Below are 16,673 nucleotides of genomic sequence, written 5' to 3'. Positions count from 1 at the left end.
TAATTTAGAGAGCCCTGTTTGAAATAGTCTCTTTATTTTAAAGCCTTTATACTTAATTTTACAGATTAGGGACACGCCCTAATTTAGGTAATAATTTAAACATACTAACATGTGAAATCTTGAGACAGTATCCAGATAATTTAGATGTTAATGTCATTAAAATGGTAGATAGCATTGAGATTGAACCCTTGCTTCTCAACCCCAAAGATAACTTTACTATAAAAATACTTTTGAGCGACTATAAAGAAAATTTTGAGGTCTCTGCAAGAATAGAAGGTATAAGTAAAATTGAGGTTTATAAAGAACCACAGCCACTGTTTAATATCACTTTAATGCTAACATTTATTCCTTTTTTGATTCTTATGATAACTCGAATCTTCTTTGAAGACACATTTGAAAATTATTTCGGATTTGACATATCTATTATAGTACATACTTTTCTCGTTTTAATTATTACTATTCTTGTGTTTCAAATATTGAAAATTTGGTATGAAGCAGCAAAAGAATTTTTTTTAAAAGATACAGATGAAGAATAGTTTTCCCTATCCATATAAAATTTTTTCATAAATATTAGATAAAAATTCTAACTATTTTATGAATAGCGCAGTAATTAAGTTTTATTCTGTTGCTATAAATTTTATCGCTCATAAAAGTGAGCGATAAAACGAGCGATAAGATCTTAGTTAATTACCCAAATAAACTGGCTTACGCTTCTCCATAAAGGCGCTAATGCCTTCCTTGAATTATCGATTGCTATTATATTTGGTATTTCATTGCATCAAATTTTGATGTAAGCGTCAACTGGCTTCTTCAACTATCTTATGTATAATACAAGGGCAGGCGGAAACCGTGGCTCTGCATTTTTTCCTCTTTTCTATCTCGGGACGGACCGATACTTTGATAGGCACTTTTTTGTTTACGCTCAAGTGCTTTGGAGTCTTGGTTGATTACTTTATCCCCACTCAAACGTCGTATCGTCTATGTGACTATTTTCGAGCTTATCGCTATCATTTCTTCTACTTTCGTATTGATGAAGCTGAGTGGTAGCGATGCGGCAGAATCCTTACCAGTTGCTGTGATGGTGTCATTAGCAGCGGTGATTTGGAACTTTCTCTACAATACAGCTTTTGAAGCGTGGGAACGTCGCAAGCAGGTGGCAAAGCGCACCTTACTCATTCGCAGTGCGCATGCATTAGGATTTGAAGGCGGATTGGTGTTGATTTGCTTACCACTTTATATGATTTGGTATGACGTTGGCTTAATCAAAGCTTTTATGATGGAGGCGGCGTTACTTTTATTTTTCTTGGTTTATACCTTTATCTTTACCTTGGGTTTTGACAAGATATTTACCTTACCGCATCACTATAAGACAGCCTCTAATTCTTAAGAGTTAAAAGTGTCACTTAAAGATATGTTTAATACGGAATTTTCTTGATATCGTATGACCTAAAAAAAGGCTGCCATTAGGCAGCCTTTTTGATGATAGCGCAAAACAGAGTGTTATAAGGTTATTATTTACCTTCATAAACAGGCTTACGTTTTTCCATAAAGGCGGTAATACCTTCTTTAAAATCATCCGTTTTAGCAAGCATGGTCTGTTGATCCACTTCCATATCGAGCGCTTCATTGAGACCCATATAAGCGTGCGTATTAATCATATGCTTCATTGATGCCAATGCTTTTCCGGGCAGATTGCTCAGGCGCGCTGCCAATGCCAATACGCTAGCATCCAGCTCGTCGCTACTGACCACATCGTTAACCAAGTTTAAGCGTGCCATATCTTCCGCTTTGAGTTTATCGCCAAGCATGACCATCTCAGTGGTTTTAGCCACACCGATCAATTGATTCAGTAAATAAATGCCGCCAGCATCTGGTATTAGACCGATATTGACAAAGGCTTGCACGAATTTGGCATTATCAGCGGCTATGCGAAAATCACAAGTCAGTGCTAAGTTCATGCCAGCACCTGCCACTGCGCCTTCTAATTTAGCGATAATAGGCTTATGAATATTACGCAACTTTAAGCTAATCTCAGCGACTTCGCCAACCATGAAATTTAGCTTATTCGACAGCGCCTCGCTTTCCATGCCGTTTTCTAACATCTCACCGATATGCCCGCCACTTGAAAAGTTATTGCCTGCGCCTTGCAGGATGATGACTCTGACGTCTTTGTCTTCGTCTGCATTCGTCAGTGCATTCATCATGGCATCTTTTAGCACTGTGCTAAAGGCATTCAGTGTTTTGGGATCGTTCATCGTGATGGTTGCGATATGGTTCTCTATTTGATATTCGACGAGAGGGTGTGACATGGTTGATATCCTTAATTGAGTTTTCTATAAAACGTTTTTGGTAACACTAGCTATTGGCAGTAAATGTGACAAATAATGCAATGCCAAATACTATAGCAGTTTGAGCTTATTATAAAAGCAGGATCTGTGCGCGCTTAAGACATGATTCAGGTATGGTGTTTTTTGCTGCTATCATATTGCTAAAATTATTAAACCTACCATTCAAAAATAAGGCTACTATCTGTAGAAAGGTTGAATTATGCTAAGGCATGTCCTCAATGCAATCGAGCATTCTCTACATGTGCTAAAAATGGCTAAATTTTGCCAAACTGCGTCAAATAGCTGATGAATATCTCGATATTATTTGTGCTATTTTCCTTGTTTGGTGGCAATTTATCTTATTTTTTTTACCATTTTTAAAATGAAGAGACGCCCTAGAAGGCAGGTTTTAAAAGACTGATTTTTTATTTATTAAACCAACAAGGAAGTGGTTATGCCAATTATTAATGTCAATAATGTTGAACTTTATTACGAAGACAGCGCGCCAAACGATAAGCAAAAACCCATCATGGTATTTGCCCACGGTCTACTGTGGAATACGCACCTATTTGACAAGCAAGTCGAGTACTTCAAAGCTGGTTATCGCTGTATTACGTTTGATTTTCGGGGACAAGGTCAGTCTGAAATAACTAAGTCTGGCTATGATATGGAAACCTTAACCGAGGATACATTGGCATTATTAGAGGCACTAGATATTCATAAATGCCATTTGTTAGGGTTATCGATGGGCGGGTTTGTCGCCCAGCGTGTCGCACTCAAACGCCCTGAGCTATTGCTGTCGCTTACCCTGTTAGAGACTTCTGCTGATCCTGAAGATCCCAAAAACGTGCCGCAGTATCGTAAGCTGGTCAAAGCCATTCGTTGGTTGGGTCTCAAACGCGTGAGTAACAAGGTCATGCCTATTATGTTTGGCAATACTTTTTTGACAGATAAGTTGCGTAAGTCTGATCGTAAGCAGTGGTTAACGATGCTACAAGGCAATCGCAAAGGCGGAGTTATTAAGGCAACGATGGGCGTTATTGAGCGGGCAGGCACCTACGATCAGCTAGGGAGTATTACGGTGCCGACATTAATCGTGGTCGGTGATGAGGACACAGCAACCTCTTACTCAAAGGCTGAACGTATGCATTTTGCGATAGCAGGGTCTAAATTGGCAGTGATCAAGGGCGCTGGTCATACCGCCACCGTAGAAGAGCCTGAGCAGGTCAATCGAGTGATTAACACCTTTTTAGCGGACTGCGTCTAATTTTGAGTTGGTCTTGAAATAGCCTTAAATAAGGCATCGTTTTAATAGTAATAGAGTGATGGAACCTCTGTGCTAAAAAAGCCGCTATCTTGAATGTGATAACGGCTTTTTTATTGAGCGCATGTAAGAGATTACATTTGAAGGTAGTAACTTTAAAGTATTTATTTATAACCGCGCCGTATAGTCATTATTACCGTCATCAAGGGTGCCACATGCCTCGGCACGATTGACGATTTCTTTTGCCCACGCGCGATGGGTAGCAGGCTCTAGCATAGTATTGTTATATTTAAACACCGCTTTTGCCTCGCTATGCAAGATTGCTTGCGCCTCATCTAAAATGCTCAATGGTACGCAATAGGCTTGTTGCACCAGCGCAATTTGGCTTGGATGAATGACCGTTTTGCCGACCAATCCTAAGCTAACATCGCGGGTTAGCTCTTGCATAAATAGCGTTGGCTGATCCAAATATTCAAAGACAGGAGCTGTTAAATAAAAGCCATGCGGCACAAAGCAGCCGAGCAGCTGATAGGCAAGGGTGCCGATAGGAGTATCATAAACGATGCTGTTTTTGGGACGGCGCAAACGCAATGCTGCAAATAAATCATTGCCACCGATACGCAAGGCAAATACAGGCTGGCTAAAAGCTTCTTTAAAACCGATGGCCAATTCCTGATTATGATGTGGATTAAATAGGGCTGCGGTTTCAAGCGTCGGCATCAATAGTTGCTCAGTACTCAGATTTTGGCAGGCCATACGCCAATTGGATAGGCTATACATGTCGACTTTCGGCATGACAAAGCCATCAATCAAATCGATATGGGCAAAACCTGAGAGCTGCTCTAACATCGCTGGATGACGCGGGCGTATAAATACCAGCGGGCGTGTTGGTTGTTCAATCTGAATGTCGGCATGTTTTGATGGGTCATTGATGCTATCGACATGCGTCGCCCATGTATGCAGCAACGTTTGCAAGCGCTGAAGTGCCAGCTCAACATCACTATGGCTGACGGCATCTTCTAGGCAGATGATAATACTATTAATCGTTGGTAATTTATCACGCTTAATGACTTGCCAAATATCTTGGCGAGTTGCTGGCATGTATAGGCTAGCCCCCAACTGATACGGGTGATGCGCATGTGGTTTTAGCATCGCATGACGCTCAGTAATAAGGTGAGCGTAAGACTGGGTGTTTTGATAAAGAGTAGACTCGTTGTTTTGCATATCTGACATAATTGGCATCATCAATAGTGATAAGTGAATGGTTATAAAATCTAAGAAGTATCATCAAGTGGTATGGCTTAGCAGCAATGACCGCAAACCCAAAAATACGTTTGGTAATGTCAAATTCGTTTAGCCGACAAGAAGGAGTAGTTTTACCTTTTTCTTTCGCTTTTCTTTCGCTGCTTTGAGTTTGAGACGGGTCTGGTTTATAAAAACCGCGAGTGTAGCAATGATTAGTGGTCTTCGCTACGTTGCTTGATAAGCGTGATGGCTTGATAGGGATGTATTTTATCACCTAATACACTAATAATGATATTTCGCTGGGCACATAAATGTCTTAGCAGTATGGTATCAGGATGATCAGCGCTGGCTAATAATATGCGTTCAGGGTCACGGCGCAATATCGCCCGTGTTGCCTCTGCAATCGTTGGCTTAATGCGGTTACGATTGGTGATATCGTAGTCTGCTGCCAGCTTGTCGATTAAAGCAGCTGTCTGATAGCGCGGCTGCTGAAACGTCGGCAAGCATTGCAAAGGTGGGGCTAATGCACGGCGCGCTGCATCGATATGAGTGATGAAAGCTAAGCTATGGTCGACCTCAATTAAGTTATCATAAAACACGCTCCGGTGTAGCCCCAATGCTGGCTCGGTATATAAACTTCGCGAAATCAGTCCTGATACCGTACTATTTAATAGCCCTGAGGGAATCAGCCAGTCATCAATGCTAGCTGCAAGCCAAGCAACGCCAGCTGGATCAGCCAGCGTTAATAAGGGAATAACATCTGCCCCTTGATGAAAGATATTGGCAAAGTTTGCATGGCTAGGATCGCTAAACTTTTCTAAACTATGAGCAAGCTCTTGATAAATCGCGCCTTTGCCCGTCCAGCCGTCAACAAATACGATAGGACTGTCTGGATGAGCATTCAATATCATTTGTAACGCAACTGGATCAAGTCCGCGGTCGCGAATGATGCTGATACCATAATGCACGCTCGGCAAAGCATAGCTACTATTAACGTCTGCTAACGCACGCTGCAACAAAACGCCAACTGGCAAACCTGCGCGTACCAAACTGACTAAGACTAGCGGGCGCTCATTACTAACGGTATGTTCATTTCGAGATTTTTGAAAAATGTGATGTAGCGTATAAGCCAAATTAGCAATGTCAGTGGCAGTCCTCTCAGCTCCTTGCTCTAATGCTTGCGTGTAAAGCTGCTCATGCATAGCAGTAGGCGCTTGCTCCAAGGTCAACATATCAGAATAATGACGTTGCCCACTTTGAATGAGCGCTTCTTTTTGACTGACTGGTACATCGGCGACCGCGTTTTTAGCGACTATATCGAGCAGTACGGTCACATCACTGGCAAGATAGCTGCCTGAGCCATATGCTTCTAATTTTTGAACATTAGGGTTCGTTATATGATGGGTCATAAAATAATTTCTACTTCTATAAACGGCGGCGATTATTGTTTTTATTTAGGAGAGATTAAGTGTTTAGAATGATTGAGAGCTAAGTCGTTCATGTAACTGACCATGATTGGGCATACCATACCAGTCAAGCAGCTGTAAAAATGGTAAATCAGCCAGACTGTCACCAAAGCCAAAGCTTGGTCGTTGACTGTCTAAATGATGGTCTAGCAGAAATTGTACCGCATGGCGCTTATGAACTGCGTGCGGCAATATCGCTAGATTATTCGCATTCACGTGCACATAAAAATCCTGCTCAAAGTCTCGTATTAACGTTGGCAGTTTTGCAGCGAGATCTACTAATGCTTGATGGTCTTTTTGCGCATGTTTGATAGCCAGATAAATGGTTAATTCTCTATTATCAGCGCCATTGTTAAAGCTATCGATATGCGGTGTAAAGACCAGCTGGCTACTGTCATTTTTGCTGTGATTCGCGAATAGCTGGCTCAGCTGCTGTAATTTTTCCTGCAATGGCGCAAGCTTATTATACATATACTGTTGCCACTGGGCTTGTAACATACCGTCTTTGTCAAGAATAATCGCGCCATGAGTCAAAATTTGCCAGCTATCAAAAGGCAGTTTAACACGCTGGATTTCACTGCGGTCGCGTGCCGTCACTACGATTAGATCAGTGCTAGCAAGTAGCCAATTAAACAATGTGGCTTGGCGCTGATTCATAAAACTTAATGGCTCGCCTTGTTTGTTAACGGTTGCGCAAATCAAGTTTTCAGGTTCAGTAGTGGGTAATTTCCACGCATCAATTTTACGCTGAGTTTGAAAGAGCGTATCGTCCAAATCCATCAGTGCGTAAGGCTTAACGATATGAGGATTGGCTTGAAAAGATGGGCTGGTCATAAAGTTGTCCATAAGGGTTGAATTTGAAAAGCAGAGCTGGATTTAGAGGATAGTGGTAAGAGCACAGTTCTTATAAAATAATTTACAGCGTCGGACTCACCACCAACACATTATCCAAACCTTTCCACATAGTATCAACGCTATCAGCGGACGTTTCCACACACAAGACAATCAAATCCCAATTGCTAGGTGTAACGTTGTACGCAAAGTTGGTCATACCAAGCCCATAATTATCATTAAAACTTAGCATCGAGGTAATTGCGCCACCAAGCGCAATCGGTGAGCGGGTTAACGCACTAAAATTAACCGTATTCTTACTATTCTCTACATGCGTATTTTGCGCAAGCCATTCCGCCAATAAAAACGGCAACCAAACAAACTCATTACTGCCCAATACTAAGATACGCTGTGGCAACTGTTCTTTATCAAACGGCTCTTTCTCAGGTTGAGCTTGCTTGTTAAAAATGTTAAAGGCAGTTTGAAACTTCAAAAGATAATCATCAAACCCATCGGTGCTATCTAGAGTTGGGAAACGTCCCCAATTACCAGTATTACCTAGAGACTGACTGCCTGCTTCAGTTGTATCAACCGACGGCATCGTTATTGGTTCAGGATTGGGCGCATCCGTCCAAGTCCATGCACCAGACAGTAGATGATGACGTTGAAAGTGGATATTGGGCAGGCGTTTTGCGATTTGGTCAGACACAGCTTCATTGGCATCGGCTGCATTCTGATTCTGGTTTAAAGACCAATCAACCAAAGTGGTAAGATGTACTTGCTCTAACTGGTCAAGTCCTGCGTTACGAAGGGCAGTGACGACATTAACGCAAGTATTGCCCGTCGATGCTTCATCATCCACCATAATCAAGGTTTTGCTGGCTAGCAGCTGCGCTTGAGTGACATTATCTGCACTTTGATAAATGAGATGCTGGCTGGCATGACTGTGGTCTTCGCTGAAAGTGGTTAATAAAGAGTCGCTGCTACTGTCCTTATTGTCATCATGTTGTGCATGCCGCGTAGAGTTCAATAGTAAGGCTTTGGGGTAACGCGTTTGTAGCGCTTGATGTACCCCCGCAGATAAGCCAACGGCCGTCTCTGCCATACCGATGACTAAAATCGGCTCAGGCAAATCGCTAGGAACCAAATTAGCCAAGTCAGTAAAAGCATGACGCATGGTACTAGGAGCCACTGGAATATGACGACCTAATACTTTTGAGACAAACAAAAAGGCACGTTTTGGGTTAATGCGTTGTGCAAATCCAAGTAAATCTTCTAATTGATAATCATTACTTGGTTCTGCCCCATTTTTCGTAGTGGCTGAATTGGTTTGATAGGTTAAATCAAGATTGCCGCGTGGTAGGGTAATGGTCGTGCTGTGTTGCTTATTTGGCATTTATTTTCCTTTGATCTTTCAGTTTTCTATATCGTTGTAATGATTGCTTAACCCTGACAACCTACCAGCCATAAAGCCCCGCGACTTTGTTTGCTTAATTGCGGCGTAGTCAGCGGCGCAGCTGTCGTGCGTAACATGCCAGATGACTCAGATAAATTATCTAAACTAATTCCAGCGCTCGCGAGTAGGGCGGATAATAACTGAAATTTCACCGCATAGTTCATATTTTGTGCATGTTCATGGACGAGGCTGGACGTTACCATGCCGATAACTTCACCAGTCGGCAGTAATAAAGGGCTGCCACTAGAGCCTGGCTGAATAGGCGCAGTAAATTGCAGATAGCGAATATCATCGCCAAACCCTGTCAGTCCTGAGATGCAGCCTTGTGTTACTTGTAATTGGCTACTCAATCCTGATAACGGAAATCCTAAGGTGGTGATGGTTTCACCCAAATTATCAGTACAACGCTGTGCTAAGGGTAAATAACTTGGCAGCGGCTCGCTTACTCTAATAACGGCTGAATCACTACCAATATCGCTGAGTACCACTTGCGCCTCACGATCGGGCTGCCCTTGCTGACGCACACCAATCATCGCCGCCGATTCAATGACATGATAACAAGTCAGTAAATGATAGGGATCGATAGCAAACGCTGTCCCTGTCCAAGTTTCACCAGATTGAACTTGTCTGGGCGGACGCGCATCACTGTTAGGATAACCTTGCTGCTGTGCGCGCTGGGCATCTTGGATAAGGGCATGCGTATCTGGCGGACGCATATCAAGGCTCACTTGTACATGATGCTCAAGACTTGCCAGTCCTTGCGTGGAGCTTTCACCAAGGGCGCGGCATTTAAATTGTCCATTGCGTCGGTATATCTCTAATATGATCGCCGCCTTGACATGGCGTTCACTTGCGGTAAATTCATAGCCAATATCGCCTTCATTGAGTGTTAAGCTTACCTTACTCAATTCAACGGCAGGTAAGTTTAGGCTTGGCTCATCATAAACATACGCAATCAGTTGTAAAAAGCTTGCACCTTGTTTATCAAACAATGCAGGCAAATCCAATTGCCATGCATTTAGATCATCTTTGCTATTGAGCTGCGCCCATTCCTTCGGTTCATGAAGATAAGCAGGACTACAAGCGGCTTTGCGATGCTCATCCAAAGGCAGCCATAATAGCCCAAGCTGCACGCCAAACTTTGACTGATCTGTCGTTGCAAAGGCGACCGAACAATTCGCTGTCGCGATGACCGTATTTGCCCCTAACACTAACGTGGTTTGTGCTGTCATCGTTTGCCTCTTATTGAATATATTCGGTTGCCATGGATGTATTATTGTCGATTCGTTGCCGTCAGCTTTTTATATGATTATTTTGACTTATTCAGTGATGTCTTCTTCAACCTTTACACCGACCATAATAGAGCGTACTTGGCAGGGGGTTATTTGTTGCGCGATATCAGCCAGTATCGGCTTATCGGTTAAGCCCAGCCAATAGGCAAATCCAACTTGGGTTAAATCCACACCGCTATGGGTGGTGTAATCAATGCCACCAGAAGGGCGACTATTAATCTCAAGCACACGGTGCTGACCGTCATCATCGGCTTTGGTTTGGACACTGACGATGCCATCGCAGCCAAAGGCTTTTATGAGTGGAATGACGACATCCATGACCGCTTGCTCGTAGCCGATATGCTGAATTTTCCCCGTTTTATAACGGGTGACAGCAGCCAGCACTTCGCCATATTCACAGACGACATCGATAGAGTACTCTTGCCCTGACAAGTAAGGCATTAGCAGCATGGGAATTGGGCGTTCCTGCACCATGACACTGTTTGCATAGGCATTAATAAATTGCGCCGTATTTATTTTTTTCTCTTCGGTAAAGTATAAATGCTCAAAGCTATCATATTGCTCATCTACTTCTTTGCCCATCTCTTTAACTTTGCTCAGTCGCCAAAACCCTTGAGCGAAAATACCCGTAACCGGTTTGACGCATAATGGTTGGTGACCGTATGTAGCAAGTAATGCTTCAAGCTCTGCGACATTATCAAAGCGCCACGCCTCGGCAACGGGAATATCATGCTCATGACATTGCTGCATAAAGGCAAACTTATCATCTATCACTTCTAACGCTGCCACACTCGCTGCACCCGTCAATAAACGAATACCCGCTGCGACAAAAGCCTCACGGTGGGCTTCGTAATCAATACCATTGCGCCCAGTGAGCAACAATTTTACGTTGTTTTTCTGCGCTTGTTCTAACACAAACTGCCAACGCGGCATCAATGGCTCAACAGATTCGAGCACTGTTTGCTCATCGTTATCTGCGGTGCTAGTAGAAGGCTCGCGGTAAACGCTGTCAGCAAATTCAAAAATCTCAGGTCTATTGTGGCGGTGTGAAGCGATAATGTTGAACGAAGTATCAGCGTGATTTTTTAGGGTTTGCAGGCTGGCTAACATATCACGCTGGCTTGACTGACCTTCAGCTAACCAAACGGCAGGTGACGCGGCAGTTGATGTTTTATGGTCATTATCGTTAGCAGGGGTTTTCATAATTCTCTCAGCATTATCGTAGGTTTTAGATATAATTGAATAATTCACTATCGTCATCGCAATACCATCAGGAATATAAGCAAGCCTCAAACAGCAATAAAAAAACAAGCCGCAATATTGCTAATAGTAGGGGCTATTATATACAAATGCTAAGCGTTATAAATGCTGCTGACAAAATAGCATGAAGGATTTGTAAAAATATTTTTTAGGGTCATTGGCACGTTATTGAACGGTCGTACGCTTTAAAAGTCAGCGGCCATCCATGCTACTATATGACAATTATTAGCATAACAAACACACGCACATAATAAATAATTCAAAGGATGCATGATGAGCCAAATCCAACCTCAAAAACTGATTGCTGGTGCCAATGCGCCACTGCCAACAGATCATATTAGCATTCGTATTTTAAGCCAAAGTGCGGTCGATTGCGCGGCATATCGCCTGACAACTGACGGTAAAGTACGTGGCGATGGCGACATGATATTTTATGGGCAGACACGTAGCGATGATGGCAGTGTGAGTTTCCGTGGTCATGATAGCGATGGGTTTTTTGATATTAATTTACCTGTGCAGCCTGCAAATATCGAGAAGATAGCATTAGCGTTTTCTAGTGCGCAGACGCTTGCGCAAGTTGGCGATGTCGATATTCAAGTATTGCAAGGCAGCCAAGTGCTGATGACTTGCCAGTTAAGTGCAGCTGGACGTAATGAAAAAGCCATTATTTTAGCGGAATGTTATCGCCGCCAAGGTAGCTGGAAGTTCCGTTTTATTGCCCAAGGTTTTGAAGGAGGGCTGAAGCCTTTGTCTGAGCATTTTGGTGTTGAAATTGCTGATGAAGCGCCCGCTCAAAGTCCTGTACAAGACCAGTCACAAGGTCAAGCTCAGCCCATCAATACGCAGCGCCCAATTAATACGCAGAAAGCAGGTAGTGCACCTCAAACAAGCACGCCGCCGCCAATTCCTACAGCTTCTCCAAATCCGTCAATTAACTTAAGCAAAATCACTTTAACCAAAAATCAGTCTAGCATCAACCTAAAGAAACGTGATGACTTTGGTAAAATCTCTGTCAACTTAAACTGGAACCAAAATCCAACTGCCAATCAGCAAGCACCCAAAAAAGGCTTGTTAGGCGATCTTTTCAAACAACATAAAGCGGGCGGTATTGACCTTGATGTTGGGGCGATGATTCATCTGAAAAATGGTGAAAAAACCTTGATTCAAGCCTTGGGTAATCGCTTTGGTAGCTTAACATCAGCGCCTTACGTGTGTTTGCGTGCTGATGATAGAACGGGACAAGTCAGCGGCGGTGAGTGGCTAGATATTAACGGTCAGCAGTGGTCGCAGATAGAAGAGGTGTTTATCTTTGCTTTCATCTATGAAGGTGCACCAAATTGGGCGCAAACCGATGGAGTGGTGACCATTCATGTGCCCGATCAGCCACCGATTGAGACACGTCTTACAGAAGGGACAGGTAATTTGCCAATGTGTGCGATTGCGCGTCTGGTCAATCAGCAAGGTAGTATCAACGTTGAACGTATTAACCAGTATTTTAAAGGACATCAAGAGATGGATAAAGCCTTTAACTGGGGCTTTAGCTGGAAGCGAGGGACTAAGTAACAGCTTTAAAAATATTCTTTTGCACATGTAAAAAAACAGCCCATCTACGATTAGATGGGCTGTTTTTTATCAATAACGTTGCTTCAATAGCTCATTTTAACGGATGAACGCTAATCCAACTAAAGCTTTGAATCCTTTAAGCATGCGGCGTGATGGCAGGCATCAAGTCATGGAAAGTACGACCAGAAGCCGTTTCACCAATCGCATGCATTTTCCACTCGTTATTATGACGATATACTTTTGCCATAATCATCGCGGTATGCCCACCTTGCGCTGATAAATTGTAGCGGGCGACTTCCTGATTGTTATTGGCATTGACGATACGACAAAATGCATTTTCTACCGTTTCAAAGGTTTGACCAGTGAAACTATTGACGGTAAATACTAGAGAGACGACATTGGCAGGGATTTTTGAAAGATCGACATTGATAACTTCGTCGTCACCATCGCCGTCGCCAGTGCGGTTATCACCAGTATGGACGATACTGCCATCTTTTGATTTCAGCTGACTGAACCAAATCGCATCGATGGCTTGTTTATTGGTATCAAACATGATGCACGAGGCATCTAAGTCAATCGAATCGCCACCGCTACCACCACCGAATAACTTGCCCAAGAACCCACCTTTTTTGTCTTGAGGGTTTTGAGCAACGTCCCAGCCTAGACCCAGTTTTACTTGGGTAAGCTCGCCGCCCGCTTCTTTGCTTAGGGAGATTTTCTGACCTTTTTGTAAACTAACTGCCATGTGATATTCCTTATACTACAGTGTTATAGTAATTGTGAGTAGACGGTTAAATAAAGTCTATAATGACGAGGAGTCGTTGTAACATAAAGCTTTAAAAACATAATAATAGTTATAAGATATTGCTAAGTAAACTGTTACTGCCGCCGCGACCGCCTGAGCTAGTACCTAAGATGCTTTGTAGCCAGCCTTGGTAGCTATCACGATTACGAGAGCAGATAATGACTTTGCCTGAGCCTGAGAAGTTTAAAACCATACCTTCGCCACTGGTGACCGAATTGATAATATTGCCCATGAAGCCTTTTTTCTTACTGGTGGCGACTGACAGTTTGTATTCCAAACGCGAGTCCCAACAGACCACATGACCGTTATCAATGATGACGTCTTTACCAGGTTCGACATCAATCTCAAACAATGAGCCAAAACCCGATACCACCACCTGACCTTGACCTTGCGTCTGCATCACCATAAAGCCACCAGTATCACCAAAGACGGCGCCACCTAGATTACGTTGAATCTTAGCCTTCACATCGACGCCCGTTTGCGCCGCGACAAATGCGCCATCGCTTAAAGTATATTGCTGCTCACCGCAATCAATGATTTGCATATCACCGTCGAGCGTTGGCGCAAGTAAACAATCGCCTTCACCGTTCACGGCTTCAATCTGCTGTTGAAACAAGGATTCATCATTGGCAAAACGGCGCATAAGTGATTGCATAAGACCGCCTTGCAGCTTACCTTTTAGCTCAAGGTTTGATTCCATCATCACCATTGCATTGGCTTCACAATAGATGGAGTCGCCTTTTTCGAGGTTACAATGAAGAAATGGTTCAATGGTACCGATCAAGCTAAACGTGGCGGTCATAGGGTGCGAATCCTTATATCAGTATTCTATATGTTTGTAAGTCATGTCTGTAAGTCGGCTTAACCATAGATTTTCGCTAGCCTATTACTTTTAAAGCCATCAAATGCGATAGTAGGGCACACTTGATGGCTTTTCGGGCTTATATTATTAGCGCTAAATGTTAGTCAGCTCTTAAACATTAACGCCATAAGAAGCCGCTAATGGTCCAAGACCACCGCTGAAGCCTTGACCAACGGCACGGAATTTCCAGTCACCACTATGGCGATATAATTCACCAAAAATCATCGCAGTTTCGGTGCTACCGTCTTCTGATAAGTCATAACGTGCGATTTCAGCATCGCCATTGTCGTTAACGACACGGATGTAGGCATCACCCACTTGACCAAAGTTTTGATTGCGGCTTTGACCTTCATAAATAATCGCACAGATAGCGACTTTGCTTACGTCAGCTGGAATGCTAGCAAGGTTGATTTTGATTTTTTCATCATCGCCGTCGCCTTCACCAGTACGGTTATCACCTGTGTGCTCAACCGCGCCATTGTCTGACTTTAAGTTGTTAAAAAAGATGAAATCTTGGTCATTACGTACTTTGCCTGCTTCATTGACCAAAAAGCCAATCGCATCTAAGTCAAACTCTTGACCATCAGTAGCACGTGGATCCCAGCCAAGACCGACTGTAATATTGGTTAAACCAGGCGCTTCTTTTGATAAGTTTACGTTGCCGCCTTTTGTTAAGCTAATAGCCATATAAATATCCTTTTGATTAATAATTGAGTGGATTGAATGATAAAAAAAATAAACTAAAATAGTGCAGTGGTCGATATATAAATGCAAACAATGAATAAATTTACTCGTATGCCACGCCCTGCATATCATTACGATTTACTATACTAAGCGATTGCTTACTAAGCAAGGCGTATTTTGTGTGATTACGATATGATTACTAAGGGACATATCAATGCTGCAAGTCTGATACTTTTTAACCGTCCGAGCAACAGTCGTTAAGGTGTTGTTATCAAAAAGTAAATTAGATCGTCAGGTAGTGCAACATAAAAAAGCACTTATTCAACGGGTGTCAAATAAGTGCTTTAAAGCAAAAACGGGTCATACCAACTGCTTTGGTACAACCCGTCTATTTTTAAACTAACTTTATCTATCCACTTTATACTGTTTGATATTAAAAATTTTTGCTTGGTTTTTTAACATCGAACGAGCATCAAGTAATTGATTTGGCTTCTCGCTTACGATAATTGAGTGAAGCGACAAACGCCCAACCAATAAAGGTAATACCAATCAGACCAGTGATAAGCTCTGGTACATGGAATTTCACTGATAGCAGCATGATGATAGCTAAAGCACCGATAGCATAATGCGCGCCATGCTCAAGATAGACATATTCATCAAGGGTGCCTTTATCGACTAAGAAGATAGTCATCGAACGTACGAACATCGCACCAATAGCCAGACCTAGCATAATAACGATTACGTCATTAGTAATCGCAAATGCGCCAATCACGCCATCGAAACTGAATGAAGCATCAAGGACTTCTAGATATAAGAAACCAATAATACCACCTTTCATAATCGCGCTAGTTGCAGCACCAGTACTGTTACCTTGAGCGTCTAGTTCTTCTTCAAGATCACCCTCTAACATACCAGAAACCACTTGTACGCCAAGGTAAACTAAGATACCCCATACGCCAGCGATTAGGACCGCAGCTGATTGCTCAGGCTTGGCAAATGATACGGCAATCATCAAGACGATAAGCGCGACAAACACGCTCATGGCATCGACTTTACCTAATTTTGCCAGACGGCTCTCAAGCCAATCGAACCAGTGTACTTCTTTTTCATCAAAGATGAAGTTTAAGAAAACCAGTAATAAGAAAATACCACCAAATGCTGAGATTTCGGCATGATGCGCCAATAGTCTGGCTGAGTATTCTTTAGGATCGTTCAATGCCAAATCTATAACTTGCATCATACCAAGGTCGGCAGTAACAGCGACGATAACAATAGGGAATACCAAGCGCATACCAAAGACGGCGATTAAAATACCCACCGTTAAAAATATCTTTTTCCAAAACTCGTCCCAGCCCTTAAGGACTGAGGCGTTGACCACCGCATTATCAAACGATAATGAAATCTCCATGACGGCCAAAATAGCGGTAATAGATAGGGTGGTTATCATACCGCCCATACCGCCATGTGAATATCCCCACCATGCCGCGACCGCTAGGGCGATGGCTGTGAAGATAAAGTCTAAATAAAAATGTCTCATGACACATCCTGTCTGGTTGCATAAAGCTAAGGTCGGCCTACTATAGGCACAAACCACAAAAAAAGCGGTTATCGCTAACCA

15 protein-coding genes are annotated in these 16,673 nt (G+C 42.8%); 4 read left to right on the top strand and 11 right to left on the bottom strand.

Translation table 11 applies throughout. The features are described from left to right. The first annotated feature begins 161 nt into the window (after positions 1-161). Positions 162-536 carry a hypothetical protein gene (locus JFC08_RS09695; protein WP_198330545.1) on the top strand — a complete coding sequence of 125 codons (375 nt, stop codon included), beginning with the start codon at positions 162-164 and terminating at the stop codon, positions 534-536. 407 nt (positions 537-943) lie between these two features. After that, positions 944-1,387, top strand: coding sequence for a PACE efflux transporter (locus JFC08_RS09690; RefSeq protein ID WP_198330544.1), 444 nt, complete (start codon positions 944-946; stop codon positions 1,385-1,387). Positions 1,388-1,511: 124 nt separating this feature from the next. Here JFC08_RS09690 and JFC08_RS09685 read toward each other — a convergent pair whose 3' ends face one another. Further along, positions 1,512-2,309: an enoyl-CoA hydratase/isomerase family protein gene (locus JFC08_RS09685; protein WP_198330543.1), complete on the bottom strand. Its 798-nt coding sequence runs from the start codon at positions 2,307-2,309 to the stop codon at positions 1,512-1,514. A gap of 472 nt (positions 2,310-2,781) precedes the next feature. Here JFC08_RS09685 and JFC08_RS09680 point away from each other — a divergent pair, with 472 nt between their 5' ends. Next, a complete protein-coding gene (locus JFC08_RS09680; protein WP_198330542.1) occupies positions 2,782-3,594 on the top strand; it encodes an alpha/beta fold hydrolase in 813 nt (270 codons plus the stop codon). Positions 3,595-3,759: 165 nt separating this feature from the next. On the opposite strand, the gene JFC08_RS09675 is transcribed toward JFC08_RS09680, so the two are convergent. The 6 genes from JFC08_RS09675 to JFC08_RS09650 form a co-directional block, all read right to left on the bottom strand. Continuing rightward, on the bottom strand, positions 3,760-4,824 hold the full coding sequence (locus JFC08_RS09675; RefSeq protein WP_198330541.1) for an HpcH/HpaI aldolase/citrate lyase family protein: 1,065 nt from the start codon (positions 4,822-4,824) through the stop codon (positions 3,760-3,762). Between the two features lie 224 nt (positions 4,825-5,048). Then, entirely contained in the window at positions 5,049-6,245 is a 1,197-nt protein-coding gene (locus tag JFC08_RS09670; protein ID WP_198330540.1) for a cysteine protease StiP domain-containing protein, read from the bottom strand. 63 nt (positions 6,246-6,308) lie between these two features. Beyond that, positions 6,309-7,136, bottom strand: a complete 828-nt coding sequence (locus JFC08_RS09665) for an HAD hydrolase family protein (RefSeq protein ID WP_198330539.1) — start codon at positions 7,134-7,136, stop codon at positions 6,309-6,311. A gap of 82 nt (positions 7,137-7,218) precedes the next feature. After that, positions 7,219-8,529 (bottom strand): phosphoribosyltransferase domain-containing protein, encoded by a 1,311-nt coding sequence (locus JFC08_RS09660; RefSeq protein WP_198330538.1) that lies wholly within the window; start codon positions 8,527-8,529, stop codon positions 7,219-7,221. 47 nt (positions 8,530-8,576) lie between these two features. Further along, positions 8,577-9,821: a trypsin-like peptidase domain-containing protein gene (locus JFC08_RS09655; RefSeq protein ID WP_198330537.1), complete on the bottom strand. Its 1,245-nt coding sequence runs from the start codon at positions 9,819-9,821 to the stop codon at positions 8,577-8,579. Positions 9,822-9,908: 87 nt separating this feature from the next. Then, positions 9,909-11,084, bottom strand: a complete 1,176-nt coding sequence (locus JFC08_RS09650) for an ATP-grasp domain-containing protein (protein ID WP_198330536.1) — start codon at positions 11,082-11,084, stop codon at positions 9,909-9,911. 330 nt (positions 11,085-11,414) lie between these two features. Here JFC08_RS09650 and JFC08_RS09645 point away from each other — a divergent pair, with 330 nt between their 5' ends. Continuing rightward, positions 11,415-12,704, top strand: coding sequence for a TerD family protein (locus JFC08_RS09645; protein ID WP_198330535.1), 1,290 nt, complete (start codon positions 11,415-11,417; stop codon positions 12,702-12,704). A gap of 136 nt (positions 12,705-12,840) precedes the next feature. Here the strand turns inward: JFC08_RS09645 and JFC08_RS09640 are convergent, their stop codons facing one another. The 4 genes from JFC08_RS09640 to JFC08_RS09625 all read right to left on the bottom strand — a co-directional run bounded on the left by JFC08_RS09640 (position 12,841) and on the right by JFC08_RS09625 (position 16,592). After that, entirely contained in the window at positions 12,841-13,449 is a 609-nt protein-coding gene (locus JFC08_RS09640) for a TerD family protein (protein ID WP_045445366.1), read from the bottom strand. Between the two features lie 109 nt (positions 13,450-13,558). Continuing rightward, on the bottom strand, positions 13,559-14,311 hold the full coding sequence (locus JFC08_RS09635) for a TIGR00266 family protein (RefSeq protein ID WP_198330534.1): 753 nt from the start codon (positions 14,309-14,311) through the stop codon (positions 13,559-13,561). Between the two features lie 171 nt (positions 14,312-14,482). Further along, a complete protein-coding gene (locus JFC08_RS09630) occupies positions 14,483-15,058 on the bottom strand; it encodes a TerD family protein (RefSeq protein WP_045445372.1) in 576 nt (191 codons plus the stop codon). Positions 15,059-15,527: 469 nt separating this feature from the next. After that, positions 15,528-16,592: a DUF475 domain-containing protein gene (locus tag JFC08_RS09625; RefSeq protein WP_045445375.1), complete on the bottom strand. Its 1,065-nt coding sequence runs from the start codon at positions 16,590-16,592 to the stop codon at positions 15,528-15,530. Between the last annotated feature and the right edge of the window lie 81 nt (positions 16,593-16,673).

It is taken from the genome of Psychrobacter cibarius, from assembly GCF_016107535.1.
GTDB lineage: Bacteria > Pseudomonadota > Gammaproteobacteria > Pseudomonadales > Moraxellaceae > Psychrobacter > Psychrobacter cibarius.
Note: the sequence above shows the minus strand (reverse complement) of the source record. Positions and strands in the feature narration are given on the sequence as shown.

Coding starts and splice junctions, on each gene's coding strand:
- JFC08_RS09695 (WP_198330545.1), top strand. CDS start 162: ATGGTAGATAGCATTGAGATTGAACCCTTGCTTCTCAACCCCAAAGAT.
- JFC08_RS09685 (WP_198330543.1), bottom strand. CDS start 2,309: ATGTCACACCCTCTCGTCGAATATCAAATAGAGAACCATATCGCAACC.
- JFC08_RS09680 (WP_198330542.1), top strand. CDS start 2,782: ATGCCAATTATTAATGTCAATAATGTTGAACTTTATTACGAAGACAGC.
- JFC08_RS09675 (WP_198330541.1), bottom strand. CDS start 4,824: ATGTCAGATATGCAAAACAACGAGTCTACTCTTTATCAAAACACCCAG.
- JFC08_RS09670 (WP_198330540.1), bottom strand. CDS start 6,245: ATGACCCATCATATAACGAACCCTAATGTTCAAAAATTAGAAGCATAT.
- JFC08_RS09665 (WP_198330539.1), bottom strand. CDS start 7,136: ATGACCAGCCCATCTTTTCAAGCCAATCCTCATATCGTTAAGCCTTAC.
- JFC08_RS09660 (WP_198330538.1), bottom strand. CDS start 8,529: ATGCCAAATAAGCAACACAGCACGACCATTACCCTACCACGCGGCAAT.
- JFC08_RS09655 (WP_198330537.1), bottom strand. CDS start 9,821: ATGACAGCACAAACCACGTTAGTGTTAGGGGCAAATACGGTCATCGCG.
- JFC08_RS09650 (WP_198330536.1), bottom strand. CDS start 11,084: ATGAAAACCCCTGCTAACGATAATGACCATAAAACATCAACTGCCGCG.
- JFC08_RS09645 (WP_198330535.1), top strand. CDS start 11,415: ATGAGCCAAATCCAACCTCAAAAACTGATTGCTGGTGCCAATGCGCCA.
- JFC08_RS09640 (WP_045445366.1), bottom strand. CDS start 13,449: ATGGCAGTTAGTTTACAAAAAGGTCAGAAAATCTCCCTAAGCAAAGAA.
- JFC08_RS09635 (WP_198330534.1), bottom strand. CDS start 14,311: ATGACCGCCACGTTTAGCTTGATCGGTACCATTGAACCATTTCTTCAT.
- JFC08_RS09630 (WP_045445372.1), bottom strand. CDS start 15,058: ATGGCTATTAGCTTAACAAAAGGCGGCAACGTAAACTTATCAAAAGAA.
- JFC08_RS09625 (WP_045445375.1), bottom strand. CDS start 16,592: ATGAGACATTTTTATTTAGACTTTATCTTCACAGCCATCGCCCTAGCG.